This is a genomic window from Streptomyces sp. UG1 (genome assembly GCF_049974585.1).
Classification (GTDB): domain Bacteria; phylum Actinomycetota; class Actinomycetes; order Streptomycetales; family Streptomycetaceae; genus Streptomyces.
Genome location: NZ_JBNGGG010000034.1, coordinates 94,477 through 111,317, shown reverse-complemented (window position 1 = coordinate 111,317; position 16,841 = coordinate 94,477). Strand labels below are relative to the sequence as shown.

Here is a 16,841-nt window from a genome sequence, read left to right as displayed (position 1 = left end):
GTACGGCGAGAGCCCGGTCCCTGGTGAGGGCCGGGCTCTCGCAAAGGGCCTGGCTGAGCTGGGAGTTGTGACTCAGCGGTGGGCCGGGTGTGACAGTCAGCTCTTGTTCGACGCTGACTTGGACGGGGAGCCGGACGCCTCCTTGGAGGGGGCGCCGCTCGGCGTGCCCGCGGCGCCGCCGTCGTTCTCCTTCGCCACCGCGGCCACGACCTCCTTGACCGCCTTCTGCGCCAGCTTGTTCAGGGCGTCCGCGCTCGGCGCCTTCTCACCGGCCAGACCGGCGCCGTTGTAGTCGAGGGTGACGACGACGTTCTCGACCCGGGCCACGACCGTCTCCTGCTTGAAGGAACCCTCCTTCTTCTTCAGGTCGTAGCGCACCGCGGTCGCCTCGCCGCCCACCCCGGAGACCGGCTCCGACTTGGTGTTCTTGGCCCCGGACACCGACTTGGCGTCCCCGAGCTGCGTCTCGTAGTAGTCCTGCGCCAGCTTGTCGCCCGAGCCGCGCGTGACGTCGGACTCGAAGCGCAGCAGGGAGATGTTGAGCCAGCGGAACTGCGAGCCCTTCACGCCGTTGTTGTCCAGGCTGCTCCAGGAGCAGGAGCCGCGCGTCGACGCGTCGTCCGACGAGCCCTTCTTGCCGGACTTGGCCTCCGGGACCAGGTCCTCCAGGGTCTTCTTCGACAGCACCTTGCACGCATCGGGAAGCGACTTGTACACGGCCGCCTGCACCGTCGGCGACGGGCTCTCCGACGGCGACGCCGAGGTCTTCGTGCCGCTGTCCGCCGCCTTCTCCTCCGAGCCGGAGTCCGAGGAGGAGGAGCAGCCCGCGGCGACCAGCATCACGGGGACGGCTGCCGCGCAGACAAGGGCGCGGCGCAGGCCCCTCGCCCGCCGCTCCCCCTGGTCACGCCGCTCACGCCGGTCACGCCGGTCACGATGGTCTCGATCTGCTGCTCGCTGCATGGTTCCTTCACTCATGGCTGACACTCGTGGTTCCTGCGGTCGGATCGGGTCCGAGGGGCCACGGTACGCGGTGAAGGAGCTGTGTGGTCTCGTTTCGGTTACGTCGCACAAGGGCGTGGAGGTGTGAACGAGCGGCGCTAGTCCGCCAGCGTGTCCGCCAGTTGTGCGGCCAGTTTCTGGGCCCTGTCCTGCATTTCCTCGCTGTCCGGGACCGTGCCGACGGTGGCCGGCTGCTCCTCGTACTCGATCGTCACGATCACGTTGGACGTGCGGAACACCACAGTCACCTTGCGCTGCTGAGCCGTCGAACCGGAGCTGCCGAGCGCGTCGTCGAGGAACGCCTCGTCGCCGAGGTCGTCCAGGACGCGGGGCTGGAGCTCGGCGGGGGTCGCGCCATCGGAGGGGGAGGCGGAGGACGACGGGGACGAGGATGCGGAGTTCGAGGAGTTCGAGGCCGCGGGGGAGGGCGAGCCGCTCGGGCCGGCGCCCGGATCGGCGGACGGGGAGTCCTCGCCGTCCGTCTGCGCGCTGTCCGAACTCGCCGGCACCGGGAGGTCCGCCGCCTCCTGCCTGGTCGCGAAGAGCCGCTCCGCCTCGCTGTCGTCGCTGACCGTCGTGTCGTACGACACCACACGCTCGAAGTCGACGAAGAGGTGGTCCGTGGCGTCGGCCGACTCGACCTTCCAACGGCAGCCGGCCTTGCGGTGGGTGTCGTAGGTGAGCGTCGGCGTGCCCTCGTACGCCTTCTCGCGCTGCTCCGCGTCCGTGATCTGCTCGATGCCGGGCAGCAGCGAGTCGAGCGTGTCCTCGCCGACCACGCCGCACGGTTCGGGCAGGGTGCGGTACCGGCCGGGTTCGGCCGGCGCCGCCGTCGTACCGGAGCCACCGGGGTTGGAGTCGTCGGTCGCGCCGCCGCTGTCGGAGCTGCCGGTGCAGCTTGCCAGCAGCGCCACGAGGAGGGCGGCGACGCCGGATACGTACGCCTTCCGCTGCACGGTCAGGCTCCTCTCGCGGTGGCTCGTGTGATCGGTCGGATGCCGGTCTCTCAGTGTCCCCGCTGGTTATTCGCTTGCCGCACGGGGGCGCCCACTGGACACAATGTGTATCGCACGCACTGCCGTGGACGCCGGTCCGTTGTCCCTTTTCATCGACCCTGGCGCCGGTTTTGCGATTTCAGGCTTGTGTTTTGTTACGGGGGAATGAGGGCGATATGTCGTACGTGGAGATGCCGGGCGCGAAGGTGCCGATCCGGATGTGGACCGACCCGGCGACGGTCGAGGACGTGGCCCTGCAGCAGTTGCGGAACGTCGCGACGCTGCCGTGGATCGAAGGGCTGGCCGTGATGCCGGACGTGCATTACGGGAAGGGCGCGACGGTCGGGTCCGTCATCGCGATGCGGGGGGCCGTGTGTCCGGCGGCGGTGGGGGTGGACATCGGGTGCGGGATGTCGGCGGTGAAGACGTCGCTGACGGCGAATGATCTGCCGGGGGATCTGTCGCGGCTGCGGTCGAGGATCGAGCAGGCGATTCCGGTGGGGCGGGGGATGCATGACAGTCCTGTGGATCCGGGGCGGTTGCATGGGTTGGCCACTGGGGGGTGGGATGACTTTTGGGGGCGGTTTGATCGAGTCGCTGAGGCTGTGCGGTTCCGCAAGGAGCGGGCGGCTACACAGATGGGAACCCTTGGCCAAGGGAATCACTTTTGTGAACTTTGTATAGATATGTCTGGTTCGGTGTGGCTCATGCTCCACTCCGGCTCCCGGAATATCGGCAAGGAACTGGCTGAGCATCACATCGGCGTCGCCCAGAAGCTCCCGCACAACCAGGGATTGGTGGACCGCGATCTCGCCGTGTTCGTGGCGGACACTCCACAGATGGCTGCGTACCGGAACGACCTTTTCTGGGCGCAGGAGTACGCCAAGTACAACCGCACGATCATGATGGCGCTCCTCAAGGACGTCATCCGCAAGGAGTTCAAGAAGGCGAAGCCGACCTTCGAGCCGGAGATTTCCTGTCACCACAACTACGTGGCGCAGGAGCGGTACGACGGTATGGACCTGCTCGTCACACGTAAGGGGGCGATCCGCGCGGGCTCCGGTGAGTACGGGATCATCCCTGGCTCGATGGGCACAGGTTCGTACATCGTGAAGGGGCTCGGCAACGAGAAGGCGTTCAACTCAGCCTCGCACGGAGCCGGTCGGCGCATGAGCCGTAAGGCCGCGAAGCGTCGCTTCACGACGAAGGACCTGGAAGAGCAGACGCGGGGCGTGGAGTGCCGTAAGGACTCCGGCGTCGTGGATGAGATTCCGGGTGCCTACAAGCCGATCGAGCAGGTCATCGATCAGCAGCGGGACCTTGTGCAAGTCGTGGCGAAGCTGAAGCAGGTCGTGTGTGTCAAGGGCTAACGCGTGAGGCCCCCGGTCGATACCGGGGGCCTCACGCGCCTAGTCACTGGTCACTGGGCAAGGCCGCTTGGCCCGTGCGCAAGCGCCAGAGGCGGAGATTGCAGCTCTGAACGGTCCTGCCGAGTTCCTCGGAGGCTGCCGTTGGGCTGTTGAGCTCCAGCAGGACGCGGTCTTCCGCTTCGGTCCAGCGGCGCCGTGTATACGTGGCTCGCATGTCGGCAGGGCGTACCCAGTCGGCGATGGAGTCGGCGGTGGTGCGCTTGCGCGCCAGGGACAGGCAACCTGGGTAGTACAGGTTGCCTGCCAAGCGCTGGGCCGCGTCCATTGTGTAGAAGAGGTTGTAGATGCCGTCCCGGGCGTTGCGCTTGATGATGCGCTCGGCTCCCGCCACATCCCGTGCGTAGTCGCGCAGATGACACGCGATGGCAGTGCTGGCTGTGGTGAGGGAGACGAATGGGATCCCCTTGCTCGTGAAACCGACTGAGCCGTCTGCGTCGACAAGCCCCCGCAGATAGTCGCCGGTCGAGACCTCGACGCGTGGTGGCGCGATCGTTTGCGACTTGCGGCCGTAGGGCAGGCCGAGTTCGTTGAGTCTGGTCCTGGCCTCCAGGGAAAACAGGGACCAGACCACCGAGGTGTGAATCTTTGCGAAGTTCGTGGACCGGGTGCGCTCGGTGATGCTGCTGTAGTACGGCGTGAGCTTCTGAAACATGCGCAGGAGTTCGATGTCGCGGGCGCTGATCTCGACGGACAACCTGCCCTTTTGCCCGACCCCCTTTTGCAGGTGCCCGTCCGCCTGCAAGAAGCCGAACATGTACGCGTACTCGGGGACCGTGAGGTCCATGAACTGGTGGACGCTAGGCTCGCAGTCAGCCATGAGGAAGCGTAGTCCTTCCTTGCTGGTCAGGCCCTCGGTTCGGGACCGGCATCCCGGCCGGGGGCCGTCGATTTGATGTTGTGGCTGCGAGCCTAGATCGACAGTTCAGCGTCCGTTTGGGTGATCGATGGGGTTCACCCCTGTGGGTTACCTGCTACTTCGGCGCGTGCGTCACCGCGTAGATCATCACGAACGCCACGATGTGGATGCCGAAGAGGAAGTAGCCGAGCCACCACCACATCTGGCGTTCGTTGTGCGGGTCCTTGCCGTCCTTTGTCACTGCTCCCTGTGGACCTTCGTGTTGGACGCCTGGGCGCGCGGGCGGACGACCAGGAGGTCGATGTTGACGTGGCTGGGGCGGGTGACCGCCCAGGTGATGGTGTCGGCCACGTCGTCGGCCGTCAGGGGGTCGGCCACGCCCTCGTAGACCTTCGCCGCCTTGTCGGTGTCGCCGCCGAAGCGGGTCAGCGCGAACTCGTCCGTGCGGACCATGCCGGGCGCGACCTCGATGACGCGGACCGGGCGGCCGACGATCTCCAGGCGGAGGGTCTCGGCGAGGACGTGGGCGCCGTGCTTGGCGGCGACGTAGCCAGCGCCGCCCTCGTACGTGGCGTGGCCGGCCGTCGAGGAGACCACGACCACCGTGCCGTCGCCGCTCGCCTCCAGCTTGGGCAGCAGGGCCTGGGTGAGGTTCAGGGTGCCGATGACGTTCGTCTCGTACATCGTGCGCCAGTCGGCCGGGTCGCCGGTCGCGACCGGGTCGGCGCCCAGCGCGCCGCCCGCGTTGTTGACCAGGACGCCGATCGTCCTGAAGGCCGTCGCGAACTCGTCGACCGCGGCGCGGTCGGTGACGTCGAGCTGGTACGCCGTCGCCGATCCACCGGCCGTGGTGATCTCCTCCGCCAGCGCCTCGATGCGGTCCTTGCGGCGGGCGGTCAGGACGACCCGGTAGCAGGCCGCGGCGAGCTGACGTGCCGTGGCGGCGCCGATGCCGCTGCTCGCACCCGTGACGACGGCGATGCGGGAGGCGGCGGACGGTGCGGCGGTGGGCATGGCTGCTCCTCGTGCGGTCGGGTCCGGAAGGTCCGGCCAGGACAGGATAGGCGCGCGATGCGATGGGCCGATGAGATGGGCTCGGCCGCCGTCAGTCTCCGCGCGGCGCGTACATGATCACCGCCATGCCCGCGAGGCAGATCAGCGCTCCCGTGACGTCCCAGCGGTCCGGGCGGTAGCCGTCGGCGACCATGCCCCAGGCCAGCGAACCGGCGACGAAGACACCGCCGTACGCGGCGAGGATCCGGCCGAAGTGGGGGTCGGGCTGGAGCGTGGCGACGAAGCCGTAGGCGCCGAGGGCCATGACGCCCGCGCCGATCCACAGCCAGCCGCGGTGTTCGCGCACGCCCTGCCAGACCAGCCAGGCGCCGCCGATCTCGAACAGGGCGGCGACGACGAACAGGGCGGCGGAGCGCAGGATCAGCATGGCGTCAGCCTCGCACGCCCGCGTGAGGGCCCCGTACGCCCTCGTGTCACCTGTTGGACGGCGCCTGCCGGCCGCCGCGCGTGGGATACATCGCTCTACGACCACGTGGAGTGAGGAGTTGCGGTATGCGGCGGATGCGGGTTGCTGCGGTGTGCGGGGCGGCCGTGGTGACGGTGGTCGCTGGGATGGCTCCGGCCGCCGGTGCGATGGGCGCTCCCGATGCGGATCTCGCCTATCACGGCACCGCCGACATGGTCGCCGGCCGCGTCGACGTACGGTTCACGCCGCACAATCACGGGCCCGGCGCTGCGCCCGAGTCGGCGGTGCGGATCCGCTGGTCGCAGCCGCTGGCGGACCGGCAGACGCTGCCGGCGGGGTGTGCCCGGGCGGCGGAGCGGGTGGTGCTGTGCCGGGTCGGGGCGCTGGAGGCGGACGGGGTGGGCGAGCGGGTCGGGCTCCGGGTACGGCTGCGGGGCGCGCCCACGGAGGTGCTGCTGGAGTTCGACACGGTGTGGAGCGACGGGGCGGTGGACGAGAACCAGGTGGACAAGAACCAGGTGGACGAGAACCGGGTGGACGCGAACCGGGGGAACGCTCAGGGGCGGGTGCTGGTGCTGGACACGGGGGACACGTATCACTTCTGACCCCGGGCTGCTTCTGACGCCGGCGCCGCTGCCTGGTGCTACTCGTCCGGGGTCTCGGCGTCGTAGCGCTCGCGTGCCCGGTGCACCTCGTCGAAGTGGGTCTCCGCCCAGTTCTTCACCGCGGTCAGCAACTGGGCCAGATTCCGGCCCAGCGCGGTCAGCTCGTAGTCGACGCGGAGGGGGACGGACGGGGTGACGGTGCGGGTGAGGAGGCCGTCCCGCTCGAGGGAGCGCAGGGTCTGGGTCAGCATCTTGGGGCTGACGCCGGCGATCTTGCGGCCGAGGTCGCTGTAGCGCATGGGCCCCGGGGCCAGGGCGGCGACGACGAGGCTGACCCACTTGTCGCTGATGCGGTCCAGGAGCTGGTTGGTGGGGCAGCTCTTGAGGAAGGCGTCGTACTCGATGCGGGCCTGCTCGCGTCGCTGGGCCGCCGTCATGGTCGCCATTGCTCACCTCTGGGGAACGTACGCACTCTGAGGTAACTACTTACTACTGGATAGTAACTCTTCCTAGGGTTGTTCGCAGTGGACGGGAGATACGTCCCGCACTCTGACGAACCAGGGAGAACGCTGTGCGTGCTGTTGTTGTGGACTCGTTCGGTGGGCCGGAGGTCGTGGAGGTCGTGGAGACCGACGTACCGGAGCCCGGCGCGCGAGAGATACGGATCAAGGTCTCGGCGGCCGCGCTGAACCCCGTGGACGCGGGGGTGCGGGCCGGGGTCTTCGGAGGCGCCGGGAAGCGGATCGGGCTCGGCTGGGATGTCGCCGGGACCGTGGACGCGGTGGGTGTGGCCAGTTCCTGGAGTGTGGGCGACACGGTGGTGGCGCTCGACCACGGCGTGGCCAAGCCGCTGGGCACACACGCCGAGTACGTCGTCGTGGACACGGACGCGGCGGCCCTGGCGCCCGCCACGGTGGACGCCGTGTACGCCGCGACATTGCCGCTCAACGCGCTGACCGCCGTACAGGCCCTGGACCGGCTGGAGTTGACGCCGGGGCAGGTGCTGCTGGTGACGGGTGCCGCGGGCGCGGTCGGCGGATACGCCGTGCAGCTCGCCGCGCACCGGGGAATCGAGGTGACCGCGCTGGCCCGGGAGACGGACGAGGAGTTCGTACGGTCGCTGGGGGCCACCGGTTTCACGGCGGGCGCCGTCGAGCCCGGGCGCTTCGACGCCGTGCTGGACGCCGCGGTCCTCGGGGCGCCGGCCCTGGAGTGGGTGCGCGACGGGGGCGCCTACATCGGCCTCATTCCGCACGCGGAGCCCGGGTCGGTGCGCGGGGTGCGGACCGGGGCGGTGGAGGTGAGCGCCGATGGGGCGCGGCTCGCCGAGCTGGTCCGGCTGGTGGACGAGGGTGTGCTGACGCTCCGGGTGGCTGAGACGTTCCGCCTGGACGAGGTCGCCAAGGCGCATGCGCGGTTGGACGAGGGCGGGGCGCGGGGGCGGTTGGTACTGGTTCCCTGAGGCCCCGGCTGCTACTGGCCCTCTGAGGCCCCGGCTCCGGCCTCCGCTACGTCCCGGCTCCGGCCTCCGCCGTGTACGCCGTCGGCGGCACCCCCACCGTCGCCGTGAAGTCCCGTACCAGATGGGCCTGGTCGGCGTAGCCGAGTTCGGTGGCGAGGGTGGCCCAGTCGACGTCGGTGCGGGTGCCGGCGGTTTCCAGGGCCTCGTGGATGCGGTAGCGCAGGACGCACCATTTGGGGCTGACGCCGACGTAGGCCGAGAAGAGGCGTTGCAGCGCCCGTACCGACAGGCCGTGCGCCGAGGCGAAGTCGCCGACGCGGCGGACCGTGCGGTCGGCGCGGATGTGCCGGACGAGGGTCATGGCGAGGTCGGCCTGGGGGTCGGGGGTGTGGGGGAGGGCCAGGAGGAAGGTGTCCAGGGCGGCCACCCGGGCGTGGTCGTCGGCGGGGGTGACGATCGCGCGGGCGGCGTCGCCGGTGGCCGCCGGGAACACCTCCTCGGCGGGCAGCGCGCGGCCCGTCCACCGGGAGACCGGCGCCTCGGGGGCGTACGGCCGGAACCCGCCGGGCCGGAACTTCACCCCGCAGACCCGGCCGGGGCCGGTCAGCTTCCTGGCGAAGAGGCCCTGTGCCACGCCGGTGACCTCGGCATACGGGGGTCCCTCGGCCTCGTCCCACTGGAAGGTGAGGTTGACGGACGGATGCGGGACGACATGGGAGACGTAGGGCTCGGGCAGGTCCCAGTCGATCAGCCAGTACCACTCGACGTACCGGCGCAGCGGCTCGGCGGGCTCGTGGCGGCGGAACCGGACGCGGCTCAGCAGCCCGGACGGGTTGACGATCCCGCGGGTGTCGGGGCGCGGTGCCGGTGCCTCCATGGCGGGATCGTATGTCGCGTTTCTTCAAGAGGGGCGGCCGGTGCGGTCCCTACGGTCGGGGTATGGACGCAAACGCGGTGAAGACGTACGGCATCGGTGAGCTGCTGGGCCTGGCGCGGGAGCGGGCGCTGCCGGTGGTGCGGGGTATCCGGGACGAGGCCCTCGCCGGTCCCACGCCCTGTGCCGAGTACGACGTGAAGGCCCTGGTCAACCATGTCTTCCAGGTGATCGTGCAGTTCCAGCGGCTGGCGGTGAAGGAGTCGTCGGACTTCGGCGGGACGCCCGACGAGGTCGGTGCGGGGCCGGGCTGGCGGGAGCGGTTCGCCGAGGAGACGGACCGGCTCGTGGCGGTCTGGTCCGCGCCCGGTGCCGAGGAGGGCACGACGGGCGGGATGGGCATGCCGGCGCGGCTGGTCGGCTCGATGGCGCTGCTCGATCTGACCGTGCATGTGTGGGACCTGGCGCGGGCCACGGGGCAGGACTACCCCGGCGCCGAGGAGGCGGTCGTGACGGAGCTGACCGGCGCGGTGGCGGAGCTGGCGCCGACGGCCCGGAAGATGGGGGTGTTCGGGGAGCCGGTGCCGGAGCCGGAGGGCGCGTCGCGGTTCGAGCGGCTGCTCGCGCGGACCGGCAGGGATCCTCACTGGCGGCGGTCGTAGCCCCGGCGGCGGTCGTAGCTCCAGCGGACGTCGTAGCCCGGCGGACTGGGAATAGCCGCCGGCGTCCTCACCTTCCAGGTATAGTTTAACCGTCAACAATCTGGAAGGTGAGCGACCATGCAGTTCGGGATCTTCAGCGTCGGCGACGTCACGCCGGATCCGACGACCGGCCGTACGCCGACCGAGCGCGAGCGCATCAAGGCCATGGTCGCCATCGCGCTGAAGGCCGAGGAGGTCGGCCTGGACGTCTTCGCGACCGGCGAGCACCACAACCCGCCCTTCGTGCCGTCGTCCCCCACGACCATGCTCGGCTACATCGCGGCGCGCACGGAGAAGCTCGTCCTCTCCACGGCCACCACCCTCATCACCACCAACGACCCGGTGAAGATCGCCGAGGACTTCGCGATGCTGCAACACCTGGCCGACGGCCGGGTCGACCTGATGATGGGCCGCGGCAACACCGGCCCGGTGTATCCGTGGTTCGGGCAGGACATCCGGCAGGGCATCAACCTCGCCGTCGAGAACTACGCCCTTCTCCACCGGCTGTGGCGCGAGGACGTCGTGAACTGGGAGGGCAAGTTCCGTACGCCGCTGCAGGGCTTCACCGCCACGCCGCGCCCGCTGGACGGCGTACCGCCCTTCGTCTGGCACGGCTCCATCCGCTCGCCGGAGATCGCCGAGCAGGCCGCGTACTACGGCGACGGCTTCTTCCACAACAACATCTTCTGGCCGGCCGACCACACCAAGCGGATGGTCGAGCTGTACCGGTCCAGGTACGCCCACTACGGCCACGGCACGCCCGAGCAGGCGATCGTGGGGCTCGGCGGTCAGGTCTTCATGCGGCGCAACTCCCAGGACGCCATCCGCGAGTTCCGGCCCTACTTCGACGTCGCGCCGGTGTACGGGCACGGGCCGTCGCTGGAGGACTTCATGGACCAGACCCCGCTGACCGTGGGCTCCCCGCAGCAGGTCATCGAGAAGACCCTGTCCTTCCGCGAGTACGCCGGTGACTACCAGCGCCAGCTCTTCCTGATGGACCACGCCGGACTGCCGCTGAAGACCGTCCTGGAGCAGATCGACATGCTCGGCGAGGAGGTCGTGCCGGTGCTGCGCAAGGAGTTCGCGAACGGCCGTCCGGCCGATGTCCCCCAGGCGCCCACGCACGCTTCCCTGCTCGCCGGGAAGGAGGCGACCGTCGCCTGAGGCGAGGCCGACTCGGAGGGCGAGGCCGGGAGCCGCAGCATCCGGGGCGGGCCGCCCTGTGACGGTGAGAGCCCAGTAAGAAGGGTGATCGCAGGCTCGCTCGCCCGGCCGAAGCGCCGGAGGCCTTGGCAGACTGAACCCGTGCCCCAGACTGTGCTCCTCGCCGAAGACGACCGCGCCATCCGCCACGCCCTGGAGCGCGCGCTGACCCTGGAGGGCTACCGGGTCACCGCGGTCGCCGACGGGGTCGAGGCGCTCGCGCAGGCCCACCGCACGCCGCCGGACGTGCTCGTGCTGGACGTGATGATGCCCGGCATCGACGGGCTCCAGGTCTGCCGGGTGCTGCGCGCCGAGGGCGACCGCACCCCGATCCTGATGCTCACGGCGCTGGTGGAGACCCAGGACCGCATCGCCGGCCTGGACGCGGGCGCCGACGACTACGTCGTGAAGCCCTTCGACGTGGAGGAGGTCTTCGCCCGGCTGCGCGCCCTGCTGCGCCGCACCAGTGACACGAACGGCGCCCCCGTCGACGTACCGAAGCAGCCCGCCCCCGAGCCCACCGCCCGGCTGATCGAGGCGGCCGGGCTGCGGATGGACCCGCAGGCGCGCCGGGCGTGGCGGGGCGCGCGGGAGCTGGAGCTGACGCGGACCGAGTTCGAGCTGCTGGAACTGCTGGTGCGCAACGCCGGCATCGTCCTCGACCACTCCACCATCTACGACCGCATCTGGGGCTACGACTTCGGCCCCGGCTCCAAGAACCTCGCCGTCTACGTCGGCTATCTGCGCCGCAAGCTCGACGAGCCGGACGCCCCGCAGCTCATCCACACGGTGCGCGGCGTGGGATACGTGCTGCGGGAGGACTGAGTGGGCGGCCCGGCCCGGGGCCGGCTCGCCCGGTTGTTCACCGGACGGCGGCGGACCGGACTCGCCTCTCTGCGCGGCACCTTCGCGGTCTCCTTCGCGGCCGTGACCGCCGTGGTCACCGTCCTGGTCGGGCTGCTGTCGTACACCGCCGCCGCCCGGCTGGTGCGGGTCGACCAGGAGTCCGTGTTCGACGAGGTCGTGCAGGATCTGCGCGGCGAGGTGCGGCGGCGGCCGATGACGACCGAGGACTTCTCGTCCTCCGCGCCCGGCCACGATCTCGTACGGCCCGCCCGTACCGATGTGCAGGTGCTCGGCCCGGATGGTGCGGTCGTCGACCCGGGCCGTCCAGGACTGCCGGTCACGGCGGCTGACCGGCGGATCGCGGCCGACCGGACGGCCGGGCGGATGGTCCAGCACAAGGACGTCGACGTCGGCAGCGACGTCTACCGCGTCGCGACCGTCGCGCTCGGCAACGGGCGGGGTGCGGTGCAGGTGGCCCAGGAGTTCAGCAACACGGAGGACCTGCTGCGGGCGCTGCAGCAGCGGACCCTGCTGCTGATGGCGGCCGTGGTGACGCTCGCGGGGCTCTTCGGCTGGTGGCTGGCCCGGCGTATCACGCGCCGGCTTGTCGTCCTCACCGACGCGGCCGAGAACGTCGCCCGCACCCGCCGGCTGGGCATCCAGGTGCCGGTCACGGGCTACGACGAGGTGGGCCGCCTGGGCCGGGCCTTCGACCGCATGCTGGGCCGGCTGGCGCAGTCGGAGGAGGACCAGCGGCGCCTGGTGCAGGACGCGGGCCACGAACTGCGCACCCCGCTGACCTCGCTGCGCACGAACATCTCCCTGCTGCGCCGCATCGACGAGCTGCCGCCCGACACCCGGGAGGAGCTGGTGGCCGACCTGGGCCAGGAGGCGCGCGAACTGACCGATCTGGTCAACGAGTTGGTGGACCTCGCGGCCGGGCAGTCCGACACCGAGCCGGCCCGGCGGGTGGACCTCGCCGAGATCGCCGAGGACGTCGCGGTCATCGCCCGGCGGCGTACCGGGCGGCGGATCCTGGTCCGCGCGAGCGGCGACACGACGATGGACGGGCGGCCGGGGATGCTCCAGCGGGCGGTGACCAACCTCGTGGAGAACGCGGCGAAGTTCGACCGCGACGGCGCCGCGCCGATCGAGATCAACGTCGCCGGGCCCGCGCGCCCCGGGGCGGTGCGCGTCGAGGTGCTCGACCGGGGGCCGGGCATCGCCGAGGACGACCTCATGCGGGTCTTCGACCGCTTCTACCGCGCCGCCGACGCACGCTCCCTGCCCGGGTCCGGACTCGGGCTGTCCATCGTGCGGGAGGTCGCGCTGGCACACGGCGGGGCACCGTTCGCGTTCCGGAGGGAGGGGGGCGGGACGGCGATCGGGTTTACGGCGGGTGACTCGGGGTGAGAACCCGGGGCGGCTGCCCGAGGTTCCCGGCGTCCCGAGGCGCTCTCTCGGATCTGCCCGGCGTAGGCCACTATCGGTTCGGGCGGGGCGTGCGTCGTGTCCGGTGGGCGAGGGGAGGGGCGTCAGGATGCTGAACGACGTGGAGAGCGCCGTACTGGCCGAGATCGACGAGGCCGGGATCGGGCGGACGCTGCTGGAGCTGATCGCCGTGCCGAGCGTGACCGGCAGCGCGGCCGAGTCGGAACTGCAGCATCTGCTGGCGGGGCGGCTGGAGCGGCTGGGGCTGGACGTCGACCTGTGGTCCATGGACCTGGACGCGCTGCGCGCCGACCCCGCCTTCCCGGGGACGGAGGCCGAGCGCGAGGAGGCCTGGGGGCTGGTCGGCGTGACGGAGGACGGCGGGGACGGGCCGACCTTCGTCCTGCAGGGCCATGTGGACGTCGTACCGCCGGGCGACCCGGACGCGTGGGCCGGCGATCCGTTCGTGCCGCGGGTGGCCGGGGACGTCGTCCACGGGCGCGGCGCCTGCGACATGAAGGCCGGCCTGGTGGCCCACCTCGCCGCGCTCACCGCGATACGGGCCGCCGGGGTGAAGCTGCGCGGGCGGGTCGGCGTGCACTTCGTGGTGGGCGAGGAGGACGGCGGACTCGGCGCCTTCGGCACGCTGCGGCGCGGCCACCGCGGGGACCTCTGCGTCATCACCGAGCCGACCGGCGGCGCCCTCGTCACCGCCAACGCCGGCGCGCTGACCTTCCGCCTCACCGTGCCAGGCAAGGCGGCGCACGGCAGCGCGCGGGACCAGGGCGTCAGCGCGATCGACGCGTATGTGCCGCTGCACCGGGCGCTGGCCCGACTGGAGACCGAGCGCAACCGGGACCCGCACCCCCTGATGGCCGGGCACCCCATCCCGTACGCCCTGTCGGTGGGCACCGTGCGCGCCGGGGACTGGGCGAGCAGCGTGCCCGATCTGCTGGTCGCCGAAGGACGGCTGGGGGTACGGCTCGGGGAGGACCCGGCCGAGGCGCGGGCCGCCCTCGAGCGCGTCGTCGCCGAGGCCTGCGCCGGCGACCCCTGGCTGCGGGCGCATCCGGCGACGGTGACCTGGCCGGGCGGGCAGTTCGCCAGCGGGCGGCTGCCGGAGGGGCATCCGCTGCCGGGGGTGATCCGGGGTGCCCGGGCCGACGCCGGGGGCGCCGCGGACCTGGGGGAGTGCGGGGCGCCGTACGGGAGCGATCTGCGGCTGTACGCCGGGGCGGGGATCCCGACCCTGCAGTACGGGCCGGGGGACATCCGGGTGGCGCACAGCGCTCGTGAGCGGGTGGCGGTCGGCGAGGTGGTGGAGGTGGCGCGGACGCTGGCGGTGACGGTGCTGCGGACGGTCGGCACGAAGTGAGCCGGCCCGGCTGCGAGGGTCCTGTGCTCGTCCGTATGGAGTCCGGTGAACGCGGTCACTGCCCCAGCAGTGCTGCGTACAGTCCGTGACCGTGTTGACGCTGAGGGCCGGGCAGGAGATCGCCGGCCGCTACCTCCCGAAGGACCCCGTCGGCCGGGGCGGGATGGGTGTCGTGTGGCAGGCCTGGGACGAGACGCTGAAGCGGATCGTCGCGGTCAAGTGCGCGCGACCCGACGACGGGCAGGCCGCCAGGAGACTCAAGAAGGAGGCGCAGTACGCCGCGCGGCTGCACCATCCGGACATCGTGCCGCTCCTCGACTTCGTCGAGGAGCGGGACGACCACGCCGGCGGCGAGCCGACCTGCTGGATCCTGGTCACCGAGGACGGCGTCGCCCGGCTGACCGACTTCGGCATCGCACGGGCCCTGCGCAGCGGCGTCACCCTGACGCACACGGTCACGGCGGGCATGGTGCGGGGCAAGCCCGAGTACCTCGCGCCCGAGCTGGCCGAGGGGCTGCCCGTCAGTTCTCATGGGGGCGCGGGGGTCCGTGAGACGGGAGCCGAGGGCCGGTACTCCCGATCCGGGTCAGGACTCCGCCGGCCGCTGCCCGACCCCGAGGACGTCGAGCATCGCCCGGGTCGCCGGGCTGGGGTTGAACCGGCTCCACACCAGGTACTCCATGCGATGCGGACCGTCGAGCACGCGGACCAGCGCCAGTTCGGGGTCGTCGGCGGCCAGCGGACGGACGTACGCCGACGGCAGCAGCGCGATGCCGAGACCGCGCGCGACCAGCCGGGAGATCAGCTCGACGACCCCCGCCTCGTAGGCGACGTCCCGGACCAGGCCCGCGGCGGCGAAGGCCCGGTCGGACTGGGCACGGGCGGGTGTCCCGGCCGCGAAGTCCACGAAGGTCTCCTCGGCGATCTCCCGCAGCGTCACCCGGGAGGCGCCCGCGAGCCGATGCCCGGCCGGCACGACCAGGGCGTGCTCGTCGTGATCGAGGACGAGGGCCTCCACGCCGGACGGCCGCTCACCCTCCGGCAACCCCAGGAAGGCGATGTCCAGCTCACCGTCCCGGACCGCCCGGGTCAGTTCGTCGCTGCGCCCGGAACGCAGCACGACCTGCACGTCCGGGTACCGGGCGCGATACCGCTGCAGCAGCTCCGGTACGTCCACGGCGGCCGTGGTCACGATCACGCCCACGGCGAGCCGGCCCCGTACCACCCCGGTCGCGGCGGCGGCGTCGGCGACCGCGCGGTCGGCCGCGGCCAGGCACTCGCGCGCGGCGGCCACGAACGCCACTCCGGCGCTGGTCGGTTCGACGCGGCGGCTGGAGCGGGCGAACAGCTTGACGCCGAGCTCCCGTTCCAGCGCGGCGATCCGGTGACTGAGGGACGACTGCACCACGAAGCAGCGCTCCGCCGCGCGCGTGAAGTTACGGGTTTCGGCCACGGCGACGACGTATCGCATCTGCTGGAGATCCACATAGGCATGGTCCTGATTCATGGCTGCTATGCCAACCATGCGTTGGAATCATCTGCCCTGGCTGCGGAGACTGCTGCACATGCCTTCCTCGACCGGACGGTCACCAGTCCTGACCGTCGCGCTGACCGCGTTCGCCCCCGCCGCGTGGGGCACCACATACGCCGTGACCACGGAACTCCTCCCACCTGGGCATCCGTTGTTCGCCGCGCTGATGCGCGCCCTGCCCGCCGGGCTGCTGGCGCTGGCGATCAGCCGTGTGCTGCCGCGCGGCGCGTGGTGGTGGAAGGCCGGAGTCCTCGGCGCGCTCAACATCGGCACGCTGTTCCCGCTGCTGTTCGTGGCGGCCGAACGCCTCCCCGGCGGCGTCGCCGCCACCCTCGGCGCGACCCAGCCACTGCTGGTCGCCGGGCTGGCCGTCGCGGTGCTCCACGTCAGGCCGACGGTCTGGCGGTTGACCTGGGGCGTGCTGGGCGTGGCCGGCGTCGGACTCGTCGTGCTCGGGCCCGAGGCCCGACTGGACGCGGTCGGGGTGCTCGCCGGTCTCGGCGGTACGACCGCCATGGCCTGCGGCACCGTCCTCACCAAGCGCTGGGGCCGGCCCGCGGGGGTCGGCCCCCTGACCCTGGCCGGCTGGCAACTGGCCGCCGGTGGAGTGCTGTTGCTCCCCCTCGCCCTCGCCGTCGAGGGACTGCCTCCGAGGATCGACGCCGGGGCGGCCGCCGGATACCTGTGGCTCGGCAGCGTGGGCGGGCTGATCGCGTACACGCTGTGGCTGCGCGGCATCGGAAAGCTGTCGGTGGGCGCGGCCGCACCGCTGGTGCTGCTGTCGCCACTGGTCGCGGCGGTCATCGGCCTGGCGTTGGGGGAGTCCCTGAGCCTGCCGCAGTCGTTCGGGTTCGTCCTCGCGCTGGCGGCGTTGCTGGCGGCGCAGTTCGCATCGCCGAGGTGGTCGTCTCGGGTGCTGGCGCGCGGGGGGCCGCCGGGTGGGGATGGCGGAGTCCGAGAGGGGCGGGCTGGAGAAGGACGGGTTCGAGAGGGGCAGGCTCGGTGACGGGGGTTTCGAGGAAGGCTGTGTCGACGGCGACGGCGACGGCG

At 71.4% G+C, this 16,841-nt stretch carries 19 protein-coding genes; 9 read left to right on the top strand and 10 right to left on the bottom strand.

Annotated elements, in window-relative coordinates:
- Window positions 1-96: 96 nt before the first annotated feature.
- Complete coding sequence (locus tag ACP4J3_RS33630; RefSeq protein WP_426539991.1) at window positions 97-963, bottom strand: DUF3558 family protein; 867 nt, start codon at window positions 961-963, stop codon at window positions 97-99.
- A 137-nt stretch (window positions 964-1,100) separates the two neighbouring features.
- Window positions 1,101-1,958, bottom strand: a complete 858-nt coding sequence (locus ACP4J3_RS33625) for a DUF3558 domain-containing protein (RefSeq protein ID WP_426539990.1) — start codon at window positions 1,956-1,958, stop codon at window positions 1,101-1,103.
- Between the two features lie 215 nt (window positions 1,959-2,173).
- On the opposite strand from ACP4J3_RS33625, the gene ACP4J3_RS33620 reads away from it, so the two are divergent.
- On the top strand, window positions 2,174-3,367 hold the full coding sequence (locus tag ACP4J3_RS33620) for an RtcB family protein (protein ID WP_426539989.1): 1,194 nt from the start codon (window positions 2,174-2,176) through the stop codon (window positions 3,365-3,367).
- 43 nt (window positions 3,368-3,410) lie between these two features.
- Here the strand turns inward: ACP4J3_RS33620 and ACP4J3_RS33615 are convergent, their stop codons facing one another.
- The 4 genes from ACP4J3_RS33615 to ACP4J3_RS33600 form a co-directional block, all read right to left on the bottom strand.
- Entirely contained in the window at window positions 3,411-4,211 is an 801-nt protein-coding gene (locus ACP4J3_RS33615) for an LAGLIDADG family homing endonuclease (protein ID WP_426539988.1), read from the bottom strand.
- Window positions 4,212-4,398: 187 nt separating this feature from the next.
- The gene (locus tag ACP4J3_RS33610; RefSeq protein ID WP_426539987.1) at window positions 4,399-4,524 is read right to left on the bottom strand and encodes a hypothetical protein; all 126 of its coding nucleotides are present in this window, start codon (window positions 4,522-4,524) and stop codon (window positions 4,399-4,401) included.
- A complete protein-coding gene (locus tag ACP4J3_RS33605) occupies window positions 4,521-5,297 on the bottom strand; it encodes an SDR family NAD(P)-dependent oxidoreductase (protein ID WP_426539986.1) in 777 nt (258 codons plus the stop codon). The genes ACP4J3_RS33610 and ACP4J3_RS33605 overlap by 4 nt, the downstream gene beginning before the upstream one ends.
- Window positions 5,298-5,388: 91 nt before the next feature.
- Window positions 5,389-5,724 carry a YnfA family protein gene (locus ACP4J3_RS33600; protein ID WP_426539985.1) on the bottom strand — a complete coding sequence of 112 codons (336 nt, stop codon included), beginning with the start codon at window positions 5,722-5,724 and terminating at the stop codon, window positions 5,389-5,391.
- 134 nt (window positions 5,725-5,858) lie between these two features.
- On the opposite strand from ACP4J3_RS33600, the gene ACP4J3_RS33595 reads away from it, so the two are divergent.
- Window positions 5,859-6,368, top strand: coding sequence for a hypothetical protein (locus ACP4J3_RS33595; RefSeq protein ID WP_426540029.1), 510 nt, complete (start codon window positions 5,859-5,861; stop codon window positions 6,366-6,368).
- Window positions 6,369-6,406: 38 nt separating this feature from the next.
- Here the strand turns inward: ACP4J3_RS33595 and ACP4J3_RS33590 are convergent, their stop codons facing one another.
- The gene (locus tag ACP4J3_RS33590; RefSeq protein WP_426539984.1) at window positions 6,407-6,814 is read right to left on the bottom strand and encodes a winged helix-turn-helix transcriptional regulator; all 408 of its coding nucleotides are present in this window, start codon (window positions 6,812-6,814) and stop codon (window positions 6,407-6,409) included.
- Between the two features lie 125 nt (window positions 6,815-6,939).
- Here ACP4J3_RS33590 and ACP4J3_RS33585 point away from each other — a divergent pair, with 125 nt between their 5' ends.
- Window positions 6,940-7,830, top strand: coding sequence for an NADP-dependent oxidoreductase (locus tag ACP4J3_RS33585; RefSeq protein WP_426539983.1), 891 nt, complete (start codon window positions 6,940-6,942; stop codon window positions 7,828-7,830).
- Window positions 7,831-7,876: 46 nt separating this feature from the next.
- Here ACP4J3_RS33585 and ACP4J3_RS33580 read toward each other — a convergent pair whose 3' ends face one another.
- Window positions 7,877-8,707, bottom strand: a complete 831-nt coding sequence (locus tag ACP4J3_RS33580) for an AraC family transcriptional regulator (RefSeq protein ID WP_426539982.1) — start codon at window positions 8,705-8,707, stop codon at window positions 7,877-7,879.
- A gap of 62 nt (window positions 8,708-8,769) precedes the next feature.
- Between ACP4J3_RS33580 and ACP4J3_RS33575 the strand changes: the two genes are divergently transcribed.
- The 5 genes from ACP4J3_RS33575 (at window position 8,770) to ACP4J3_RS33555 (ending at window position 14,260) form a co-directional block, all read left to right on the top strand.
- The gene (locus ACP4J3_RS33575) at window positions 8,770-9,366 is read left to right on the top strand and encodes a TIGR03086 family metal-binding protein (RefSeq protein WP_426539981.1); all 597 of its coding nucleotides are present in this window, start codon (window positions 8,770-8,772) and stop codon (window positions 9,364-9,366) included.
- 117 nt (window positions 9,367-9,483) lie between these two features.
- Window positions 9,484-10,569: an LLM class flavin-dependent oxidoreductase gene (locus ACP4J3_RS33570; protein WP_426539980.1), complete on the top strand. Its 1,086-nt coding sequence runs from the start codon at window positions 9,484-9,486 to the stop codon at window positions 10,567-10,569.
- Window positions 10,570-10,722: 153 nt separating this feature from the next.
- Window positions 10,723-11,433 (top strand): response regulator transcription factor, encoded by a 711-nt coding sequence (locus tag ACP4J3_RS33565; RefSeq protein ID WP_426540028.1) that lies wholly within the window; start codon window positions 10,723-10,725, stop codon window positions 11,431-11,433.
- A complete protein-coding gene (locus ACP4J3_RS33560; protein WP_426539979.1) occupies window positions 11,434-12,867 on the top strand; it encodes an ATP-binding protein in 1,434 nt (477 codons plus the stop codon).
- Window positions 12,868-12,994: 127 nt separating this feature from the next.
- On the top strand, window positions 12,995-14,260 hold the full coding sequence (locus tag ACP4J3_RS33555) for an ArgE/DapE family deacylase (RefSeq protein WP_426539978.1): 1,266 nt from the start codon (window positions 12,995-12,997) through the stop codon (window positions 14,258-14,260).
- Window positions 14,261-14,315: 55 nt separating this feature from the next.
- On the opposite strand, the gene ACP4J3_RS33550 is transcribed toward ACP4J3_RS33555, so the two are convergent.
- Window positions 14,316-14,711, bottom strand: a complete 396-nt coding sequence (locus ACP4J3_RS33550; RefSeq protein ID WP_426539977.1) for a hypothetical protein — start codon at window positions 14,709-14,711, stop codon at window positions 14,316-14,318.
- Between the two features lie 135 nt (window positions 14,712-14,846).
- Window positions 14,847-15,746 (bottom strand): LysR family transcriptional regulator, encoded by a 900-nt coding sequence (locus tag ACP4J3_RS33545; protein WP_426540026.1) that lies wholly within the window; start codon window positions 15,744-15,746, stop codon window positions 14,847-14,849.
- Window positions 15,747-15,825: 79 nt separating this feature from the next.
- Between ACP4J3_RS33545 and ACP4J3_RS33540 the strand changes: the two genes are divergently transcribed.
- Complete coding sequence (locus tag ACP4J3_RS33540; protein WP_426539976.1) at window positions 15,826-16,797, top strand: EamA family transporter; 972 nt, start codon at window positions 15,826-15,828, stop codon at window positions 16,795-16,797.
- The last annotated feature ends 44 nt before the right edge of the window (window positions 16,798-16,841 follow it).